At 73.4% G+C, this 17,865-nt stretch carries 19 protein-coding genes; 2 read left to right on the plus strand and 17 right to left on the minus strand.

Going from position 1 to position 17,865, the window contains the following annotated elements; genetic code table 11:
* Positions 1–26: 26 nt before the first annotated feature.
* Together ACO06A_RS20445 and ACO06A_RS20450 are read left to right on the plus strand one after the other, a co-directional pair.
* Positions 27–926, plus strand: a complete 900-nt coding sequence (locus ACO06A_RS20445; RefSeq protein ID WP_421734018.1) for a LysR family transcriptional regulator — start codon at positions 27–29, stop codon at positions 924–926.
* Positions 927–993: 67 nt separating this feature from the next.
* Positions 994–2,316 carry a hypothetical protein gene (locus ACO06A_RS20450; RefSeq protein ID WP_421734019.1) on the plus strand — a complete coding sequence of 441 codons (1,323 nt, stop codon included), beginning with the start codon at positions 994–996 and terminating at the stop codon, positions 2,314–2,316.
* Here ACO06A_RS20450 and ACO06A_RS20455 read toward each other — a convergent pair.
* The 17 genes from ACO06A_RS20455 to ACO06A_RS20535 form a co-directional block, all read right to left on the minus strand.
* Positions 2,313–2,978, minus strand: coding sequence for a hypothetical protein (locus ACO06A_RS20455; RefSeq protein ID WP_421734020.1), 666 nt, complete (start codon positions 2,976–2,978; stop codon positions 2,313–2,315). The two genes, ACO06A_RS20450 and ACO06A_RS20455, sit on opposite strands and share 4 nt — an antisense overlap.
* Positions 2,975–3,607: a hypothetical protein gene (locus ACO06A_RS20460; protein WP_421734021.1), complete on the minus strand. Its 633-nt coding sequence runs from the start codon at positions 3,605–3,607 to the stop codon at positions 2,975–2,977. Before ACO06A_RS20460 ends, ACO06A_RS20455 begins: the two co-directional genes overlap by 4 nt.
* The gene (locus ACO06A_RS20465; RefSeq protein WP_421734022.1) at positions 3,604–4,290 is read right to left on the minus strand and encodes a hypothetical protein; all 687 of its coding nucleotides are present in this window, start codon (positions 4,288–4,290) and stop codon (positions 3,604–3,606) included. The genes ACO06A_RS20460 and ACO06A_RS20465 overlap by 4 nt, the downstream gene beginning before the upstream one ends.
* A gap of 49 nt (positions 4,291–4,339) precedes the next feature.
* Complete coding sequence (locus ACO06A_RS20470) at positions 4,340–5,164, minus strand: class I SAM-dependent methyltransferase (protein WP_421734023.1); 825 nt, start codon at positions 5,162–5,164, stop codon at positions 4,340–4,342.
* The gene (locus ACO06A_RS20475; RefSeq protein WP_421734024.1) at positions 5,161–5,721 is read right to left on the minus strand and encodes a hypothetical protein; all 561 of its coding nucleotides are present in this window, start codon (positions 5,719–5,721) and stop codon (positions 5,161–5,163) included. The genes ACO06A_RS20470 and ACO06A_RS20475 overlap by 4 nt, the downstream gene beginning before the upstream one ends.
* On the minus strand, positions 5,714–6,373 hold the full coding sequence (locus tag ACO06A_RS20480; protein WP_421734025.1) for a hypothetical protein: 660 nt from the start codon (positions 6,371–6,373) through the stop codon (positions 5,714–5,716). Before ACO06A_RS20480 ends, ACO06A_RS20475 begins: the two co-directional genes overlap by 8 nt.
* Positions 6,370–7,134: a hypothetical protein gene (locus tag ACO06A_RS20485; RefSeq protein ID WP_421734026.1), complete on the minus strand. Its 765-nt coding sequence runs from the start codon at positions 7,132–7,134 to the stop codon at positions 6,370–6,372. The genes ACO06A_RS20480 and ACO06A_RS20485 overlap by 4 nt, the downstream gene beginning before the upstream one ends.
* A 4-nt stretch (positions 7,135–7,138) precedes the next feature.
* Positions 7,139–7,585, minus strand: coding sequence for a hypothetical protein (locus tag ACO06A_RS20490; protein WP_056090752.1), 447 nt, complete (start codon positions 7,583–7,585; stop codon positions 7,139–7,141).
* Between the two features lie 66 nt (positions 7,586–7,651).
* Positions 7,652–8,182, minus strand: coding sequence for a hypothetical protein (locus ACO06A_RS20495; protein ID WP_421734027.1), 531 nt, complete (start codon positions 8,180–8,182; stop codon positions 7,652–7,654).
* Complete coding sequence (locus tag ACO06A_RS20500; protein ID WP_421734028.1) at positions 8,172–9,161, minus strand: hypothetical protein; 990 nt, start codon at positions 9,159–9,161, stop codon at positions 8,172–8,174. The genes ACO06A_RS20495 and ACO06A_RS20500 overlap by 11 nt, the downstream gene beginning before the upstream one ends.
* Positions 9,162–9,163: 2 nt before the next feature.
* Positions 9,164–9,739: a hypothetical protein gene (locus tag ACO06A_RS20505; RefSeq protein ID WP_421734029.1), complete on the minus strand. Its 576-nt coding sequence runs from the start codon at positions 9,737–9,739 to the stop codon at positions 9,164–9,166.
* The gene (locus tag ACO06A_RS20510) at positions 9,736–10,218 is read right to left on the minus strand and encodes a hypothetical protein (RefSeq protein WP_421734030.1); all 483 of its coding nucleotides are present in this window, start codon (positions 10,216–10,218) and stop codon (positions 9,736–9,738) included. The genes ACO06A_RS20505 and ACO06A_RS20510 overlap by 4 nt, the downstream gene beginning before the upstream one ends.
* A 12-nt stretch (positions 10,219–10,230) precedes the next feature.
* A complete protein-coding gene (locus tag ACO06A_RS20515) occupies positions 10,231–11,298 on the minus strand; it encodes a polyprenyl synthetase family protein (RefSeq protein ID WP_421734031.1) in 1,068 nt (355 codons plus the stop codon).
* 70 nt (positions 11,299–11,368) lie between these two features.
* A complete protein-coding gene (acnA, locus tag ACO06A_RS20520) occupies positions 11,369–14,113 on the minus strand; it encodes an aconitate hydratase AcnA (RefSeq protein WP_421734032.1) in 2,745 nt (914 codons plus the stop codon).
* Positions 14,114–14,316: 203 nt separating this feature from the next.
* Entirely contained in the window at positions 14,317–14,487 is a 171-nt protein-coding gene (locus ACO06A_RS20525) for a translation initiation factor 2 (protein WP_175347864.1), read from the minus strand.
* 80 nt (positions 14,488–14,567) lie between these two features.
* The gene (locus ACO06A_RS20530; protein ID WP_421734033.1) at positions 14,568–15,836 is read right to left on the minus strand and encodes a class I SAM-dependent RNA methyltransferase; all 1,269 of its coding nucleotides are present in this window, start codon (positions 15,834–15,836) and stop codon (positions 14,568–14,570) included.
* On the minus strand, positions 15,826–17,829 hold the full coding sequence (locus tag ACO06A_RS20535; protein WP_421734034.1) for an APC family permease: 2,004 nt from the start codon (positions 17,827–17,829) through the stop codon (positions 15,826–15,828). The genes ACO06A_RS20530 and ACO06A_RS20535 overlap by 11 nt, the downstream gene beginning before the upstream one ends.
* Positions 17,830–17,865 lie beyond the last annotated feature (36 nt).

Raw genomic sequence — 17,865 nt, forward strand, 5'->3', positions numbered from 1 at the left:
TGATCGCGTAGAGCGATACTGGAGTCATGCTGGACCTGCGCCTCCTCGCCGCCCTCGACGCCGTGGCCCGCACGGGCACGTTCGGGGCCGCCGCCGCCGAGCTGGGCTATACGCAGTCGACGCTGAGCCAGCAGGTCGCCGCCCTGGAGCGACGAGTCGGTGGCGCCGTCTTCGACCGTCCCGGCGGAGCTCGTCGACCCCGGATCACGCCGCTCGGCCGACTCGTCCTGGCGCAGGCGAGGACCCTCCTCGAGGCCGACAGCGCTGCCCGGGACGCCATCGACCGCTTCCACGCCGGCGCCGGGCGGGTCGACGTCGGCACCTTCCAGACGGTCACCAACGTGCTGCTCCCGATGGTCCTCGACCGGCTCCGGGTCGAGCACCCGGACGCGGACGTCCGCCTGTTCGAGGACGAGACCGACGAGCCGCCGCTCGAGCTGCTCGACCTCGCGTTCCTCGACGTCCCCGGCCCGGCCGACGCCGACCACGTCGAGGTGTTCCGGGACGAGCACGTCCTGGTGGCCCGAGCTCGCGCGTTCGCGCCCGGACCCGTCGCGCTGGCCCACCTCCACGGCCGCGCGATGGTGGCCCTCCCCCCGATCTGCGACCAAGCCGTGGTCGAGGCCGCCTTCGCCCGTGCTGCGGTGGCGCCGGACATCGTGTTCCGGACCGTCGACAACCAGGGCATCACCTCGATGGTCCGGGCGGGACTCGGCTCGGCGGTCATGCCGGTGCTCTCCGTGTGGGGGCAGCGCCACGACGAGGCCCTGTCGTTCCACCGCCTCGAGCCGGCGGTCCCGGACCGGGTCGTCCGGGTGGTGTCACGGGGCACCCTGTCGCCGCTCGCGTCGCGGCTGAGGGAGCTGTCCGTCGACGTCGGTCAGCAGCTCGTGCGCGACCTGGCGGCCGACGGCCCGGCGCCCTGAGCGCTCGTCGCTCCCGCACTGCGGGTCGGGGCCGCACCCGACGGCCGGGCAGGTCATGATGTCCGGCGTGACCGACGCACCGACCCACGTCCCTGCCCCGCCCGCGGGGCTGCGCGCCTGGCTGCGCGACCTCGGCGCCGTCGTGGCGCAGGGGGCACGGCTCTGGATCCGTTCGTGGCCGCTGCTGCTCGTGATCGCGCTGCTCGCCGTGGCCGGGCGGCACGCCGCCGGCTGGGCCGCCGTCAACGCGTCGACCGTCAACAACACGCTCGGCTGGGCGGTGCTCGTCCTCGCTCCGCTGAGCATGGTCGCGGGGATCGTCGCGATGCTGCACGTGCTGCGCCGCGACCTGCCCGCCCTCGACGCGATCGGCCGCACCCGAGCGCCCGACGACGCGGCGTCCGGGCACGAGCGCGGACTGGTCGACGTGCTGGCCTCCGTGTTCGTCCCGTTCCTCGCGCTGTACGCGTCCTACGGGCTGCTCGACGAGGACCGCGCGCGGTTCCTCAACACCGCCGCGTACCGGGAGTTCGTCGAGCGCTCCCCGTTCTCCGCCGAGAGGGCGGACGGTGGGTTCGTCGACCTCGCCACCGGGTGGGGTCTCGTCGCCCTGGTGGTCGTGGCGGTCGTGCTGCGCTGGCTGCTCGGCCGGTGGGAGGGCCGGAGCCACCGCCGCGCGCTCGCGTTCGCGGGTGCCTACGTCGAGGCCTTCTGGCTCCTGGTCGTGGCAGCGTTCGCCACCCAGCTGCTGGACAGCGTGTGGGCGTGGGTGGAGAGCCGGCGCGCCGTGGCGATCGTGCTCGACTGGTGGCTCACCGTGCTCGAGGCGCTCGGCCCTGTTGCCGCGCCGGTCGACGCTGCCGTGAACGCGGTCGCGGGCGTGCTGGGCAACCTCGACGACCTCGTCGTCATCCCGCTGGCGTGGCTCACCGTCGGAGCCGTCGTGTACGGGCACAAGCTCGCGGCGCCGCCCAAGCCCGAGCCGCGCGTCCGCGCGGCGGCGTGGCAGCGGGTGCCGGCGCCGGTGCGCCGCTGGACCACCGAGGCCGCGGCCCCGGTCGTCGGTGACGTGCGGGGGCGGTTCACGGCGCTCGCGGACGGGTTGCGGCGGCTCGCGGTCGCCGGTCTGGGCCCGATGCTGGTGTTCGCGCTCGCGTTCCTGGTCGCCACGCGGGTCGAGGAGGGGATCCTGCTCCTCGCGCGCGCGATCAGCGGGCCGCAGGACGTCGACACGTGGCTCGCGTTCGCTCCGATGGTGTCGTCCGTCGCGACCGCCGTCGGGCTGACCCTGACGATGGCGCTGCTCGCCGCCGGTGTGGACCGGATCCTCGCGGGCCAGGAAGCGGCCGCGGCTCGCGTGCCGGTTCCCGCGGAGCCGACCGAGGTCTAGCGCGACACCTCGAGCAGCACGTACCGCGGCTTCTGCCACCACACCACGACGTCGGCGATCTGCACGCCCTCGGGCACCACGACCACCGGCGAGACGGACCACGTGGCGGGTCGCGGCAGGGCGTCCGGGTCGGTGAGGGCGTCCTCGAGGTCGCCCACCGGCGGCCACGGCCCGGGCGCGTCCTCGGGGACGCACGGCGTCGGTGACTGGAGCGCACCCCAGCCGCTCGCGACGTAGTCGTACCGCGTGCCGGCCGCGTCCCGCACGGCGACAGAGCAGCCCGTGAGGACGACGTCGGGGTCCGCGCTCAGCGTGAGGTCCACCCGCACCGCGCGGGTTCCCGCAGGCAGCTCCATGTCCTCGGGCAGGTCGGTCTCGTCGGCGACGCCGTCCAGGCGCACCCGCACGTCGACCGGCAGGGTGCCGCCGGAGCCGTCGTAGACCCGCTGGTGGAGCTCGGCGGTCCCGTCCGCCTCGGCGGTGACGGGCTGGCGCAGGTCCTGCTCCCACCACAGCGTCCGCACGCGGTCGCCCGCCGCGACGAGCGCGAGGGCCAGTGCGACCGGCAGCGCGACGAGCGCCCAGCGGTTGCGACGCCACCAGCTCCCGGGCGTCGCCGGCGCGGCCGAGGTCGGGGCCGGGGGGACGGTCTGCGTGGTCACGGTTGCTCCGGCGGCTCGTCGGACCGCGGGCCGGCGAGCACGGGCGTGTCGTCCGCCGCCCACGCGTCCGCGTCGGCCCGCGTGAGGCCCAGGTCGATGTCGGCGACGTCCTCGCGGCGCTGGTCCTTCTGCTCCAGGCCGATGCGCAGGTGTGCTCCCGGCAGGGCCTCGGGCGGGACCTCCACGCTCAGCGTCGCGTAGCGGGCGATCCCGGGCTGCGCCGTACCGGGGAGGAACGACGAGCGCCCCCCGGTGAACACCAGGTACGTGCGCCCGTCCCCGCCGATGAGCTCCGCGAAGCCGAGCGCGCGCGGCTGCCCGGTGGCCTCGATCGTCAGCGGCACGGTGAGCCACACGCCTGGCGTCGCGAGCAGCGAGCCGTCGTCGGGGTCGAGGACCGTGGAGCCGGCGGGCTCGCCGGCCGTCAGGCGCGCGTACCGGAGCTCGACCGGCTCGCCGACGACCGCCGGACGCAGGAACGACGCCTGCACGCGCTCGTCGACCGGGAACGCGGTGACGACGACGTGGCCGACGGCGAGCGCCGCGAGCACGGCCGCTCCCGCACCCAGCGTCTGCGCGGTGGGGCGGCGCCCGCGTCGGGCGTCTGGCGGGGCGTCGGAGGTGCTCACTCGTCGCCCTCCTCGTCGGCGTCGGAGACGGCCTCGCGCACGTCGAGCTCGCCCCGCAGCGTCGTCGTCGGGTCCGACCACGTCACGGTCGGGTCGAGGCTGCCCTTGCGCCACGTGTGCTGCTGGAGCAGCACGGTCGCGGTGGTGGGCGGGGCGGCGGACCCGTCCTGCTCGAACAGGAACGCGGCCTCGTAGGTCAGTCCGGGCTGGACGGGGCTGAGGGACGAGCCGTCCTCGAGCAGGGCGATCGACGTGGACGTCACGCCCGGGACCAGCGCGCCGGGCTCCTTGACCAGACCGTCGACCCCGGTGAGCGTCAGGGCGTCCCGCAGGGTGACCCCCAGCACGCCCGCGTCGCCCGTATTGCGCACCGTCGCGACGACGCCGACCCACCGGTTGCCGTCCTCGGACAGGTACTGCCCCGGCAGGTCCGTGGTCCACACGACGCGGTGCACGGTCAACTCGAACGGGGCGACCTCGACCGGGGCGTCGACGACCAGCACCTCGGGGCCGTCCTGCGTCTCCTCCTGGAGCCCGCCGAACGCCGCGGTGACGGCAAGCAGCGCGACGGCGCCGCCGATGCCGATGCGCCGCAGCGGCTGGTCGAGGACCCGACGCGCCACCGTGCTGCCGCTCTGCCGCGCGCGGGCGCGCAGGTCGGGAGGGGCGGCGGGTCCGGGCACGCGGCCGAGTGTAGGTGCGGCGTCGGGTCAGGGGCGTCAGGTGACCGTGTCAGTCCGGGACGCGCGCCAGGGCGATCCCGAATCCCGGCAGCAGGTCGTACCAGCGCACGTCGACGAACCCGGCACCGTCGAGCAGCACGCGGAACTGCTCGGGGGTGTGGAACCCGATCCACCCCGGGTCGCCGGCCAGCGAGAGCGCCGACGCCAGGCCGACGAACCACGACGGCCCGGGGTCGATGATCGCGTAGTGCCCGCCCGGCCGCAGGCACCTCCGGATCGCCGCCGCCGCGGCCGCCGGGTCCGGGTAGTGGTGGTGCGCGAGGCAGTTGTAGACCAGGTCGAACGCGCCGTCGAGGTCCCGCGGCAGGTCCCCGACGTCGGACTGCACGAACGCCGTGTTGTCGAGGCCCGCGGCCCAGGCGGCCCGGTGCGCACCGACGACCATCCCGGCCGCGAGGTCGACGCCCACGACCTCACCGTCCGGGACCCGGCGCGCGACGGCCCGCAGCTCCCTGCCCGGGCCGCACCCCGCGTCGAGCACGCGGGCGTCGGGCGTGAGCAGGGGCGCCAGCATGTCGAGGGCCTCGGAGAAGAGCGGGACCGAGAACGGCCGCACGTAGAAGTCATAGGCCTCGGCGAGCCGGTCGAACTCCTCGACCAGGCCGTCGTTCTTGGTCGGCGCGTCCAGGAGCCGCGGCCCTCGCTGCGTGCGGCTGAGCAGCGGTCCCCCGCCGGGAGTCGGGGGCGTGGCGTCCACCACCAGCGCCTCGCCGCGGGCGCGGGCTGCCTGGCGGGTCGCGCGGACCGGGTCGGAGACGAGCGCGGCCCACGACCACATCGACGCCGCGAGCACCCCGCTGGCGGCCTCGCTCATGCGTCGGTGCGCCGGAGCACCACGGCGATCGTGCCGGCGGGGATGCCGTCCACACGCACCGTGCTGCGGTGGTCGACGCCCGCCACCACCGTGTCCGGCACGGTGGCCCGCAACGAGACGACGACCGACTCCTTGGCGGCCAGGTCGAGGGTCGAGGGCGTGACCGTGACCTCGACGTCGACCGGTTGGCCGGACGGGTCGCGGAACGGGTCGACGACGACCACTCCCGCCGCCGCGGCGTCCAGCACGTTCTCGACCTCGAACGCGCCCGCGGCCTCGGCCCCCGCCGGCCCCTCCAGCACGAGCAGTGCCGCGGCAGGCGCCGGGACGTCACCCGTGGCGTGCTGGTGCGTGGCGGGCGCGTCGTCGTGGCTGTGCGTCGCCGGACGACCGGGAGTCTGGAGCGAGACCACGCCGGGCGTCGCCTGCACCACCGCGGTGACCTCGGCGAGCCAGTCGGTGACGAGGGCACCCCAGGCCTTGTAGTAGGACACGTTCGCGTCGACGATCCGGCGCACCAGGTCGTCGGCGCCTGCGGTGGGGCGTGGCTCAGCCATGGGAGACCGGTACCCGGCCCTGGCGCGGCTGCGGGCGGCAGCACGGCTCCTTGTAGAAGTGGTCGTACCAGTGGTGCACCGTGTCGGGCTCGTCGAGGACCGCGACCTCGTGGACGCACGCGCAGCCGCCCTCCGACGACGACACCTCCCACCGCACCACGTGGTCGCGGCAGCCGCGCACCCACAGCAGGGCCGACAGGGACTCGGACGCGTCGTCGGGCAGGTGCACCGTGGCGGTGAACGTCGCGGTCTCGTACGGCCCGATCTGCTGCTGCACCGGGGCGACCGTCACGGCGCCGGCATCGGCCCCGGTGACCCGGACGGCGACGAACCGGCTGGCGGGCCACTCATTGGTCACCACCAGCCGCAGCGTCATCGTGGCGCCGGGGCAGCCGTGTGCGGTGACCGTCGGCAGCTTCTCCGGCAGGAAGCACGCGTCGGGGATCGCGCAGCCGCACGGCTGCGTGCCCAGGGACACCTGCGGCAGGCGCAGCGCACCCGTGTCCATCGTGCCGACGGCGGAGACGACGTCCGACACGGGGGTGGACGACCGCATCGCGTCCAGCACCGACCGCCCGAGCTTCAGCCCCGCGCCGACCACCGCGTCGAGCGCGGCCGTCGTCTGGTCGGTCATGCTCTGCTGAGTGCTCACGATGACCCCTTCGCTCGTGTGCTCCGCGTCCGGGCCGTCGGCACCGGGGCCGTGACCTGGACCTCGACCCGTACCCGCACCCCGGCGACCACCCAGGTGCCCGCGTGCTCGCCGGAACCCAGCCCTGCTGGGACGTGCACCTCGGCCGCCACGAGCGCGTCGGCGCCTGGCGCGAGGGTCCCGGCACCGTCCGTCACCACCACCCGGGCCGCCTCGGACTGCCGCGCGGCCACGGTGTCCGCCACCACCGCCCACCGGTCCAGTCCTCGGGCCTTCCCGCTCAGCCCGGCGGCGATCGCGTGCTCGAGCGTCTCGCGCTCCTCGAACGCCAGGACCGCGACCTTGGCGATCTCGACCGGCACGTTCCCGCGGTTCACCGCGTGCACGGACACGGGCACGATCGCGCCGGCCGGCCCGGAGACCGGGACGACGAGCGGCCGGACCTCGGCCGCTTGGATCCCGAGCACCTCGATCCGCACGTCGATCGCCCCGCCGTCCCAGAGCAGCTGCGCCGCCCGCTCCCCCGCCGGCGCGTCGTCGGCCAGCAGCAGCCGGACCTCGGTGCGGACCGGGCCGGCCGGGGCCGTGAGCACGCGAGCGGTCGACAGCACCTGGTCGGGCTTCTTCGACTCCGGCGGCACCAGCACGATCGAGGTGCGCTGGTCCGGGGGCACGTCGACCACCCCCACCACCGCGCCGGGCGGGCCCACCAGCCGCGCCACGCGGACGTCGCTGGCGGCGGCACGGCCGGCACGAGCCACGGTCTCAGCCGTCCTTCGGGTCGAGGTCGTCGTCGCGGTCGGTGTACCCGCAGCGCTCGCACGGTCCGGCCTTGTAGGCCTCGGAGATCATCTGCGCCTCACCGCACAGGCGGATGCTGAGCAGGTCCATCCCCAGCAGGCTCAGTCCGACCGTGAAGTCGGCGGGCAGATGGGCGCGCGTCTCGGGGAGCTCGGTCACGGCGAGGTTGAGGTTCACCGGGTTGAGCGTGACGGGGTTGAGGGTGATGGTCGCGTTCAAGGGGTTCAGCGTGACCGGGTCGATTCCCATCTGGATCTTGGGGATCGGCTCGTGGATCGTGATGCCGAACTCGTTGGGGATGCCGGCGACGGTCACCGGCCCGATGGCCCCGATGTGGTCGACCACCACCGGATTCATCGACACAGGCCCGATCGAGCCGAGGTGCCCGTCGAGGTGGACGTCCGAGCCCATGGCTACCCCCAGGTTGCCGCGCGGGATGTCGTCACCAAGCAGGATCGACCCGGACAAACTCGGGCGTCAACCAGCCGCGCCGCCCAGTTCGTCCGCCAGCAGGTCCAGCTCGGCCAGGAGCGCGATCTCCACGGGACCGATCTCGGTCGGGTACCAGGACGCCCGCGTCGCCGGCCGGGGCTCCACCGGGGCACCCGCGAGGAGCTCGTCGGCGAGCGTCTGCAGCGCGGGCAGCCGCACCGAGGCCCCGATCAGCACCTCGACCACCGCGAAGATCGCCGCCACCTCCTCCACGGTGCCGACGACCTCGATCCGGCCCGTCAGCACCGCGTCCCGCACCTCGAGCCGCGCATCGAGCAGGTCGGCGACGGTCCCCCGGTCGGTCCGGCCCCAGCAGCGCGGCCCGTCGCCGACAGCGGTCGTCACCCGCAGCCGCCCGTCGTCGTCGAACCGCGCGTCCACCGCCTCGTCGTCCAGACCGATCCGCGCCTCGTGCGCCCGCGCGAGCCGTCGCACGCGGGCGCCCGCGTCGGGGTCGCCCGCATCCAGACCCGCCACGAGGCCCGCCACGAAGGCCGCCAGGCCCCTATCCGGCACGCTCGACCACCCCCAGCCCGACCGAGTCGACCCGCGCCCCGGCGATCAGCCCGACGCAGCGGAACGCACCCACCAGCTCGTGCAGGAAGGCAAACCCGGGCTGCGCGGGCTCGGCCATGACCAGCTGGGCCACATCCCGCACGTCGAACTCCAGGTCCAGGGCGTCGAACCCGTTGCTCGCGTGCACCACGACGCGCGACGGCAGCCGCTCGGCCGCGCGGTCGGTGTGCAGTGCGGCGAGCGCACCCGGCAGGCGTCGCGACGGCCAGCGCCGCCCGGACGTCTCCACCAGCACCTGGTCGTCGACGAACCGGACCACCCGACCGCCGACCTCCACGGTGAGCAGCACCAGCCCGGTCGTCGTGTGCGCGCGGTTCGTCATGCGCGAGAACACCACCAGCACCCCGTCCGGGGCGTGCCAGCAGGCCCAGTCCCAGCCGGCGTCGTCGCCCCACCACCACCGACCCCAGTTGTGGTCGGCGTAGCCCCCTGCGCCGTCGATCGTGACCGTGCGGCCGGGCAGCACGAGGGTGCCGGCGACGCTCAGCCTCGGGTAGACGGCCCACCCGAGGTGCCCCGAGCCGAAGGGCATGACCGACGCCGCGCTGAGCTCGGGACCGACCGGCACCCCCTCCAGGGAGAGGTCGACCTCGTCCCTGGGCAGTCGCGCACGCGCGGCCACCCGCGCCCCCGACGGGTCGACGGCCACGGCGACCCCGGCGGTGGCGAGCGTCAGCACGTCCGTCTCGACGGCGCTCGCCGAGACCACCTCCGCGTTCCCGGCCCAGCCGACCCCGGGCTCGTGCACCAGCGCCGCGCCCACCGCCCGGGACGCCGGCGCGTGGGGGTCGCCGTGCACCGAGACGTTGATCAGGGCGATCACCCCGGTGTCGTGGTCGAACGCGTTGACGTGCAGCCACTCCTTGTACGCGCCCCGCGACGGGTCGTCGGCCGGCGGGCGCCGCAGGTGGTCGCGCACGGTCAGCGCAGGACGCCGCCGTCGACCCGCGCGGGTGCGGGGCGACCGGGCACCACGGTGGCGGTCGGGACGCCGGAGCTGTCCGCCAGGGCCTGCACCAGCGCGACCGTGTCCGTGGCCAGCACCCACATCCCGACCATGAGGTCGAGCGGGTCGATGCGCTCCGGGCCGGCCGGGCGGTCGGCTCCCGTCGGCTCCGGCACCAGCGGCGGCAGCTCGAAGGTCTCGGCCAGGTCGTCCACCAGCAGCAGCGCGGCGTCGTTGCGCAGCTGGTCGAGAACCCGGCTAGGCGGCATCGTGGACAGCCACCGGTCGATGCCCAGCTGCTTCCACAGCAGCGCGGCGTTCGTCGCGGGACGGCCGTGCGCGAGCCCGTCGCGCAGCGCGCGCCCCTCGGCGGTCTCCGCCGCCTGCCGGCCGAGCGCCGCGACGCCCGCCGCAAGCGCGCCGACCACGTCGGCGCCGGACACCAGCGGGAGCGCCGCCAGCCGGCCGGACAGGGACGCGAGGAGCGCGGCCGTCGTCCGGCCCGCCCGGTCGGGCTCGTCGACCAGCCGGACCTCGGCCCGGGCCGTCACGCGACGACCTCCGTCACGGTGACCTCCAGCGGCACCCCGGCGGGATGCAGGCCGCGCAGGGTCACCAGGCCGCGGTAGAGCCCGGGAGGCACGTCCGCCGGCACCCGGAGGCGGACGGTGACGCGGGCCTGCTCGGCGGGGGCGAGGAGCCGGAAGGCAGGTCGCGCGTCGGCGTCGACGAACCACGTCGTGCCGTCGTCACCGACCAGCGGGGTGAGCACCGCCGCCAGCGCCGTGTGGACGCGCTGGCGGTTCTCGACGTCGAGCTGGACCGAGGTCCTGCCACCCACCGGCACCGTCACGGCCAGGGCGTCGGGGGCGTCCGGCCGGAGCACCGTGCCGGGGCTGTGCGGCTCGAACATGCCCTGCACCCGGCGCAGGTACCGCAGCGTCTCGTCGACCATCCGGCCCTGGAACTCGGACTGGAGACGCAGGATCTCGCTCAGCGTGTCGCCGGCTCCGTGCGGTGGCTCCGTCATCGACTCCCCCAGCTAGAGCGTCCGGTCGATCACGTAGTGCAGCATCTCGCGCAGAAAATGACGATAGTCCGCCGAGTCGTCGTCGCGGGAGGGGCCCAGCACGCGGGACTCCAGCTCCAGGGCCTTCCGCGAGTACCGCTGCGCGAGCGCACGCCCGTGGTCGATCGACCCCTCGCGCTCCATCGCCGCGGCGAGCCACGCCACCTCACCGGCGTCCTTGTCCGGCCGCGGGACCGTCAGCAGGCGCAGGGCACGCTCGCGATCCGCGGTGCCGACCGTCCGCAGGAAGTGCAGCAGCATGACGGTGCGCTTGCCCTCCCACAGGTCGCCCGCCGACTCCTTGCCGTACGCGCCCTCGTCGGCCACGAGGTTGAGCACGTCGTCGGTGATCTGGAACGCGACCCCGGCGTGGAACCCGAGGGCGACCAGGTCCAGGAGCTCGTCGTCGGTGGGCCGCCCCTCGCCCGGCGGGCTGCCGCAGATGACCCCGATGCGCAGCGGCGCGATCACCGTGTACCAGCAGGTCTTCTTGTAGACCATCCGTACGTAGTCGCGGTCCTCCAGGTCGAAGGTGCCGGCGGCGATCCAGTCCAGCTCGATGGCCTGACCCTCCACGGACTCGCGGGCCATCCGCTCGAACTCCCGCAGCACCAGCAACGCCTTGCGCACGCCGACGGTCGACACGTTCTCCAGCAGCACGCCGACCGACAGGATGTTCGTCGCGTCGCCCACGTTGATGGCCACCGGCACGCCGCGGTCGGCGAACAGCGTCGCGCGTCCGCGGCGGAACGTGGAGGCGTCCTCGATGTCGTCGTGCACCAGGAAGCCGTTGTGCAGCAGCTCCAGCGCCGTCGCGGAGCCGAGCGCCTGCTCGGTCCGGCCACCCGCCGCGATCGCCGCGCTCAGGCAGATGGCGGGACGCAGCCCCTTGCCCTCGCGCAGCGGGTAGTCCGCGACGAGGTCGTAGAGGGGTCCGTACCCCGTGGCCCGACGCCGGGCGACCAGCTCGGCGATCTCGCCGCGCACGAGGTCGCGCGCGTCGGCGAGCACGCGCGCGACCAGCCGTTCGTCGTGGGCCATGGGGCCGTCCTACCGCACGACGACGGCCCCCGACCACCGTGCGGTGGTCGAGGGCCGTCGATCGGACCGATCAGGACGCGACGAGCGAGCGCAGCACGTACTGGAGGATGCCGCCGTTGCGGTAGTAGTCCGCCTCGCCGGGGGTGTCGATGCGCAGCACCGCGTCGAACGCGACGACCGTGCCGTCGGTCTTCGTCGCCGTCACCGAGAGCGTGCGCGGGGTGGTGCCCTCGTTCAGCGCGGTGACGCCGGTGATGTCGAACGTCTCGGTGCCGTCCAGGCCGAGGGAGTCGGCCGACTCGCCCTCCGGGAACTGGAGCGGCAGCACGCCCATCCCGATGAGGTTGGAGCGGTGGATCCGCTCGAAGCTCTCGGTGATGACCGCCTTGACGCCCAGCAGGCTGGTGCCCTTGGCGGCCCAGTCGCGCGACGAGCCGGAGCCGTACTCCTTGCCGCCGAGCACCACCAGCGGGATGCCGGCCGCCTGGTAGGCCTGCGCGGCGTCGTAGATCGACGACTGCTCGCCGGTCAGCAGGTTCTGCGTGAACCCGCCCTCGACGCCCGGGACCAGCTGGTTGCGCAGCCGGATGTTGGCGAACGTGCCGCGGATCATGACCTCGTGGTTCCCGCGGCGCGAGCCGTAGGAGTTGAAGTCGCGACGGCCCACGCCGTGCTCGGCCAGGTACAGGCCGGCGGGGCTGTCGGCCTTGATCGAGCCGGCCGGGCTGATGTGGTCGGTGGTCACCGAGTCACCCAGCTTGGCCAGCACGCGGGCTCCGTGGAAGTCCACGACCGGCGCGGGCGCAGCCTGCATGCCCTCGAAGTACGGGGGCTTGCGGACGTAGGTGGACTGCTGGTCCCACTCGAACGTGTCGCCCTGCGGGGTCGGCAGCGCGCGCCACCGCTCGTCACCGGTGAACACGTCGGCATAGTCCTTGGTGAACATCGCGCGGTCGATCGAGGCGTCGATCGTGGACTGAACCTCGTCCGGCGTCGGCCAGATGTCCTTCAGGAAGATGGGCTGACCTGCCTCGTCGCGGCCCAGGGGGTCCGCCTCGAAGTCGAAGTCCATGGTCCCGGCGAGCGCGTACGCGATGACCAGCGGCGGGGAGGCCAGGTAGTTCATCTTGATGTCGGGGTTGATGCGCCCCTCGAAGTTCCGGTTGCCGGACAGCACGGCGGCCACGGCGAGGTCGTGCTCCTGCACGGTCTCCGAGACCTTCTCGTCCAGCGGGCCGGAGTTGCCGATGCAGGTGGCGCACCCGTAGCCGACCAGGTGGAAGCCCAGCTTCTCGAGGTAGGGCCACAGGCCGGCCTTCTCGTAGTAGTTGGTCACCACCTGCGAGCCCGGCGCCATCGAGGTCTTGACCCACGGCTTGGCGGTGAGGCCCTTCTCGACGGCCTTCTTGGCGACGAGCGCGGCGGCGATCATCACGGACGGGTTGGACGTGTTGGTGCACGACGTGATGGACGCGATCGCGACGGCGCCGTGGAAGAGGTCGAACGAGCGTCCCTGCGTGTCGGTCGTCGGGTACACCCGGGTCGCGGACGACGTGATCGCGGGCGAGTCGGACGCGGGGAACGACTCGCGCTCGGCCTCGTCGACCCCGTTGGTGACCTCGGGCGCGTAGGTGGGCAGGTCGCGCTGGAACTGCTCCTTGGCCCGCGACAGCTCGATGCGGTCCTGCGGGCGCTTCGGTCCGGCGATCGACGGGACCACGGTGGACAGGTCGAGCTCGAGGTACTCGGAGAACACCGGCTGGACGTAGCCGTCCGACGTCGGGTCCAGCCACATCCCCTGCTCCTTGGCGTACGCCTCGACGAGCGCGAGCTGCTCCTCGGAACGCCCCGTCAGGCGCAGGTACTCGATCGTCACGGAGTCGATCGGGAAGATCGCGGCCGTCGAGCCGAACTCCGGGCTCATGTTGCCGATGGTCGCGCGATTGGCCAGCGGGACCGCCGCGACGCCCTCGCCGTAGAACTCGACGAACTTGCCGACCACGCCGTGCTGGCGCAGCTTCTGCGTGATGGTGAGCACGATGTCGGTGGCCGTGACGCCCAGCGGGATGGTGCCGGTCAGCTTGAAGCCGACGACGCGCGGGATGAGCATCGACACGGGCTGGCCGAGCATGGCCGCCTCGGCCTCGATGCCGCCGACGCCCCAGCCGAGCACGCCCAGGCCGTTGACCATGGTGGTGTGCGAGTCGGTGCCGACGCAGGTGTCGGGGTAGGCCTTGCCGTCACGGACCATCACGACGCGCGCGAGGTACTCGATATTCACCTGGTGCACGATGCCGGTGCCCGGCGGGACGACCTTGAAGTCGTCGAACGCGGTCTGGCCCCAGCGCAGGAACTGGTAGCGCTCGAAGTTGCGCTCGTACTCCAGGGCGACGTTGCGCTCGAACGCGTCGGCGCGGCCGGCCACGTCGATCTGCACGGAGTGGTCGATGACCAGCTCGGCCGGCGCCAGCGGGTTGATGCGGCTGGCGTCGCCACCGAGCTCGACGACGGCCTCGCGCATGGTGGCCAGGTCGACGACGCAGGGCACGCCGGTGAAGTCCTGCATGATCACGCGGGCGGGCGTGAACTGGATCTCGGTGTCGGGCTGGGCGTCCGGGTCCCACTGCGCGAGCGCGCGCACGTGGTCGGCCGTGATGTTCGCACCGTCCTCGGTGCGCAGCAGGTTCTCCGCGAGCACCTTGAGGCTGAACGGCAGGCGCTCCACCCCGGGGACAGCCGAGAGACGGTAGACCTCGTACGAGGCGTTTCCGACCTCAAGTGTTCCCTTAGAACCGAAGCTGTCGACGCTGCTCACGGGGGCTCCTTCGCTGGCGAGTCTGCCGGTGGTGCTGCCGGGGATGAGTAGTCACCCGGACCGCTGTGGGGTGCGACCTCTCAGCCTAGGCGCGGCAGGGGTCGCGATTTATCTCGACATCAAGATACATGCTCACGGGCCCCCGCGCACACGCGTCCACATCGGCGTGGCGCGCGTGCGCGAGGGCCCGTCGGCTGCCTCGATCAGCTCTGCGCGGCGCGCTCCGCGTCCACGGCGTCCTGCGCCTTGCGCTCCGCCTCGATCGCTCGCTCGTGCGAGCGCGGGTCGTACTCCGGCGTGCCCTGCTTGTGCAGCTCCTGGGTGACCAGCCGCTTCGCCTCCGCCAGCCGGCTGATCGCGTCCTTGTCGCTCACCGTGCCGCTCCCCTCTGCCGGGCCGCTCCGGTCCGGCTACGCGTTCCACGCTAGTCCGGAGGCCACCGGCGTGCACCCAGTCAGCGGGTCAACACGGCGACGGCCTCGACGTGGTGCGTCATGGGGAACAGGTCATACCCCTTCAGGTCCGCCAGCGTGTACCCGGCGTCGGCGAACAGGGCGATGTCCCGGGCGAGCGCGGCCGGGTCGCACGCGACGTAGACCACCCGCTCCGGGCGCAGCTCGGTGATCCCGGCGACGACCTTGCGGCCGGCGCCGGTGCGCGGCGGGTCGAGCACGACCGCGTCCGCGTGCACCACGTCGGAGTCCGAGTCGACCTGGCCGGAGAGGACCTGGGCGACGTCGCCCGCGTGCAGCTCGACGTTCGCGCGGTCGTGCAGGTTGCGCCGCGCATCCTTGACCGCCCGCGCGTCGCCCTCGACCGAGACGACCTCGCCGGTCTCGCCCACCGCGTCGGAGAGGGGCGCTGTGAACAGGCCGGAGCCGGCGTAGAGGTCCAGCACGGCGGCGCCGTCAACGTCCCCGAGCCCCGCGAGCACGGCGGAGACCAGCAGGTCCGGCGCCTCACGGTGCACCTGCCAGAAGCCCGCGCCCGCCACGCGGAACTCGTACCCGACCTCGCCGTGCTGCACGTGCTCCTTGACCGCGGTGCGGGCGTTGGGCCGGCCGTCCATGCGACCGCGCCCGAGGTCGAATGGGGCACCGTCCACCAGGACGAGCGGGGCGTCGCCGCTGGACGGGGCGATCGCCTCGACCCGCGCACCGCCGGACCAGCGCCGGCCGAACAGGTCGAGGGCCGCGATCGCCTCGTTGGCCAGCGGCATCGAGTCGAGCAGGCGCACGTCGTGCGAGCGGAACCCGCGCATGCCCGCTCGACCCTCCGCGTCGGTGATCAGGTCGATCCGGGTGCGGTAGCCGAGGCCGCCACGCTCGTCGTCCCCCGGCGCCGCCAGCACGGGGACGTCCAGGTCCAGCTTGGCCAGTCGGAGCAGCTGCTCGGCGAGGACAGCGGCCTTCCACGCGCGCTGCGCGGGCAGGGAGACGTGCGCGAGCTCTCCGCCGCCGACCCCGCCCGGACCGGCTGCCGGCCAGGCGGACTCGACGCGGTCGGGCGACGCCTCCAGCACCTCGACGGCGTCGGCGCGCCAGAACTTCGCCGTCTCCCCCGCGTCGGTCAGGCGAGCCCGGACCCGCTCGCCGGGCAGCGTGTGCCGCACGAAGATGACGCGTCCCTCGTGGCGGGCCACGCAGTGACCGCCGTGGGCCACGGGGCCGATCTCGAGCTCGACGAGCTCGTCGATGCGGTCAGGTGCAGAGTCAGTAGCCACGCGGAACGGTACCCCGGACCGGCTCCTCGAGCCCCGTCTGCCCCTCGGTGGACGCCAGCTGCCAGGGCACGGAGGCCACCACCACGCCGGGGGTGAACAGCAGCCGGCCCTTGAGCCGGAGCGCGCTCTGGTTGTGCAGCAGCTGCTCCCACCAGTGCCCCACCACGTACTCGGGGATGTAGACCACCACGAGGTCCCGGGGGCTGTCGCGACGGATCGAGCGGACGTAGGTGAGCACCGGTCGGGTGATCTCCCGGAACGGGGAGTCGAGCACGCGCAAGGGCACCGGGATGTTCATGGCCTCCCACTGCTCGCGCAGCGTCTCGACGTCCTCGGGGTCCACGCCGACCGTGAGCGCCTCGAGCACCTGCGGCCGTGACGCACGCGCGTAGGCCAGCGCCCGCATCGTCGGCCGGTGCAGGTGGGACACCAGGACGATCGCGTGCACCCGGCTGGGCAGCGCCCGGGCGGCCTCGGCGTCCGTGCCCAGCGCCAGCTCCTTGCGCACCAGGGCGTAGTGCCGGTGGATCGACTGCATCAGCGCGTACACGACCACCATGGCCAGGATCGCGATGTACGCGCCGTGGGTGAACTTGGTGATGAGCACGACGACGAGCACCGTCGCGGTCATCGCCAGACCGACCGAGTTGATCACCCGCGACCGCTTCATCCGCGTGCGCGTCGCCGGGTCCGGCTCCGTGCGCAGGTGCCGGGTCCAGTGCCGGACCATGCCCAGCTGGCTGACCGTGAACGAGACGAACACGCCGACGATGTAGAGCTGGATGAGCCGGGTGACCTCGGCGTCGAACGCCCAGATGAGCGCGATGGCGACGAGTGCCAGTGTCACGATGCCGTTGGAGTACGCGAGCCGGTCGCCACGCGTGTGCAGCTGGCGCGGCAGGTAGCCGTCGCGCGCCAGGATCGAGCCCAGCACCGGGAACCCGTTGAACGCGGTGTTGGCGGCGAGCACCAGGATCAGGCCCGTCACGACGGCGATCAGGACAGCGACGAACGGCACGCTCTGGAACACCGCGGACGACAGCTGGCTGATCACCGGGTGCTGGATGTAGCTCGCGCCGACCGGCACGCCGTTCTCCAGTAGCTGCGTCTGCGGATCGTCGGCGAACGTCACGCCGGTCGCCCGAGAGAGCAGCAGGATCGACATGATCATGACGATCGACAGGCCGCCCAGCAGCGCGAGCGTCGTGGCGGCGTTCTTGGACTTCGGCTTCTTGAATGCGGGGACGCCGTTGCTGATCGCCTCGACGCCGGTGAGCGCGGCGCACCCCGACGCGAACGCGCGCAGGACGAGGAAGAAGCCGGCCAGCCCGGTCAGGCCCTGCTCGTAGGCGGCGTCGGGCGCCAGGTCGAAGCCGGCGCTCTCCGCCATCGCGAGGTTGCCCGTGAGCAGCTGGATCGACCCGACGACCGCGACCAGCCCGATCGCGAACATGAACAGGTACACGGGAATCGCGAACAGGCTGCCGGACTCCTTGACGCCGCGCAGGTTCGCGACGGTCAGCAGGACCACCAGCCCGATCGCGAACAGCGCCTCGTGCCCGCGCAGCGGCGGGAACGCCGTCGCCGCGTACTGGGCGCCCGAGGAGATCGACACGGCGACCGTGAGGATGTAGTCGACCAGCAGCGCGCTCGCGACGGTCACGCCGGCGTTCTTGCCCAGGTTGGTGGTCGCGACCTCGTAGTCGCCCCCACCGGAAGGGTAGGCGTGCACGTTCTGCCGGTAGGACGCGACGACGACGATCATCACCGCGACGACAGCCAGGCCGACCCAGGGCGAGATGACGAGCGCCGACATCCCGGCGAGCGAGAGCGTCAGCAGGATCTCGTCCGGCGCGTAGGCCACCGACGAGAGCGCGTCCGACGCGAAGACCGGAAGCGCGATGCGCTTCGGCAGGAGTGTGTGGCCGAGGCGGTCGCTGCGGACAGGGCGTCCGAGCAACAGGCGTTTGGCGGCATCCGAGAGGTCCGACACGATGCGCAATGCTAGGCCCGCGCGCGGCAGCCCACA

The organism is Cellulomonas sp. (genome assembly GCF_965229465.1).
Taxonomy (GTDB): Bacteria; Actinomycetota; Actinomycetes; order Actinomycetales; family Cellulomonadaceae; genus Cellulomonas.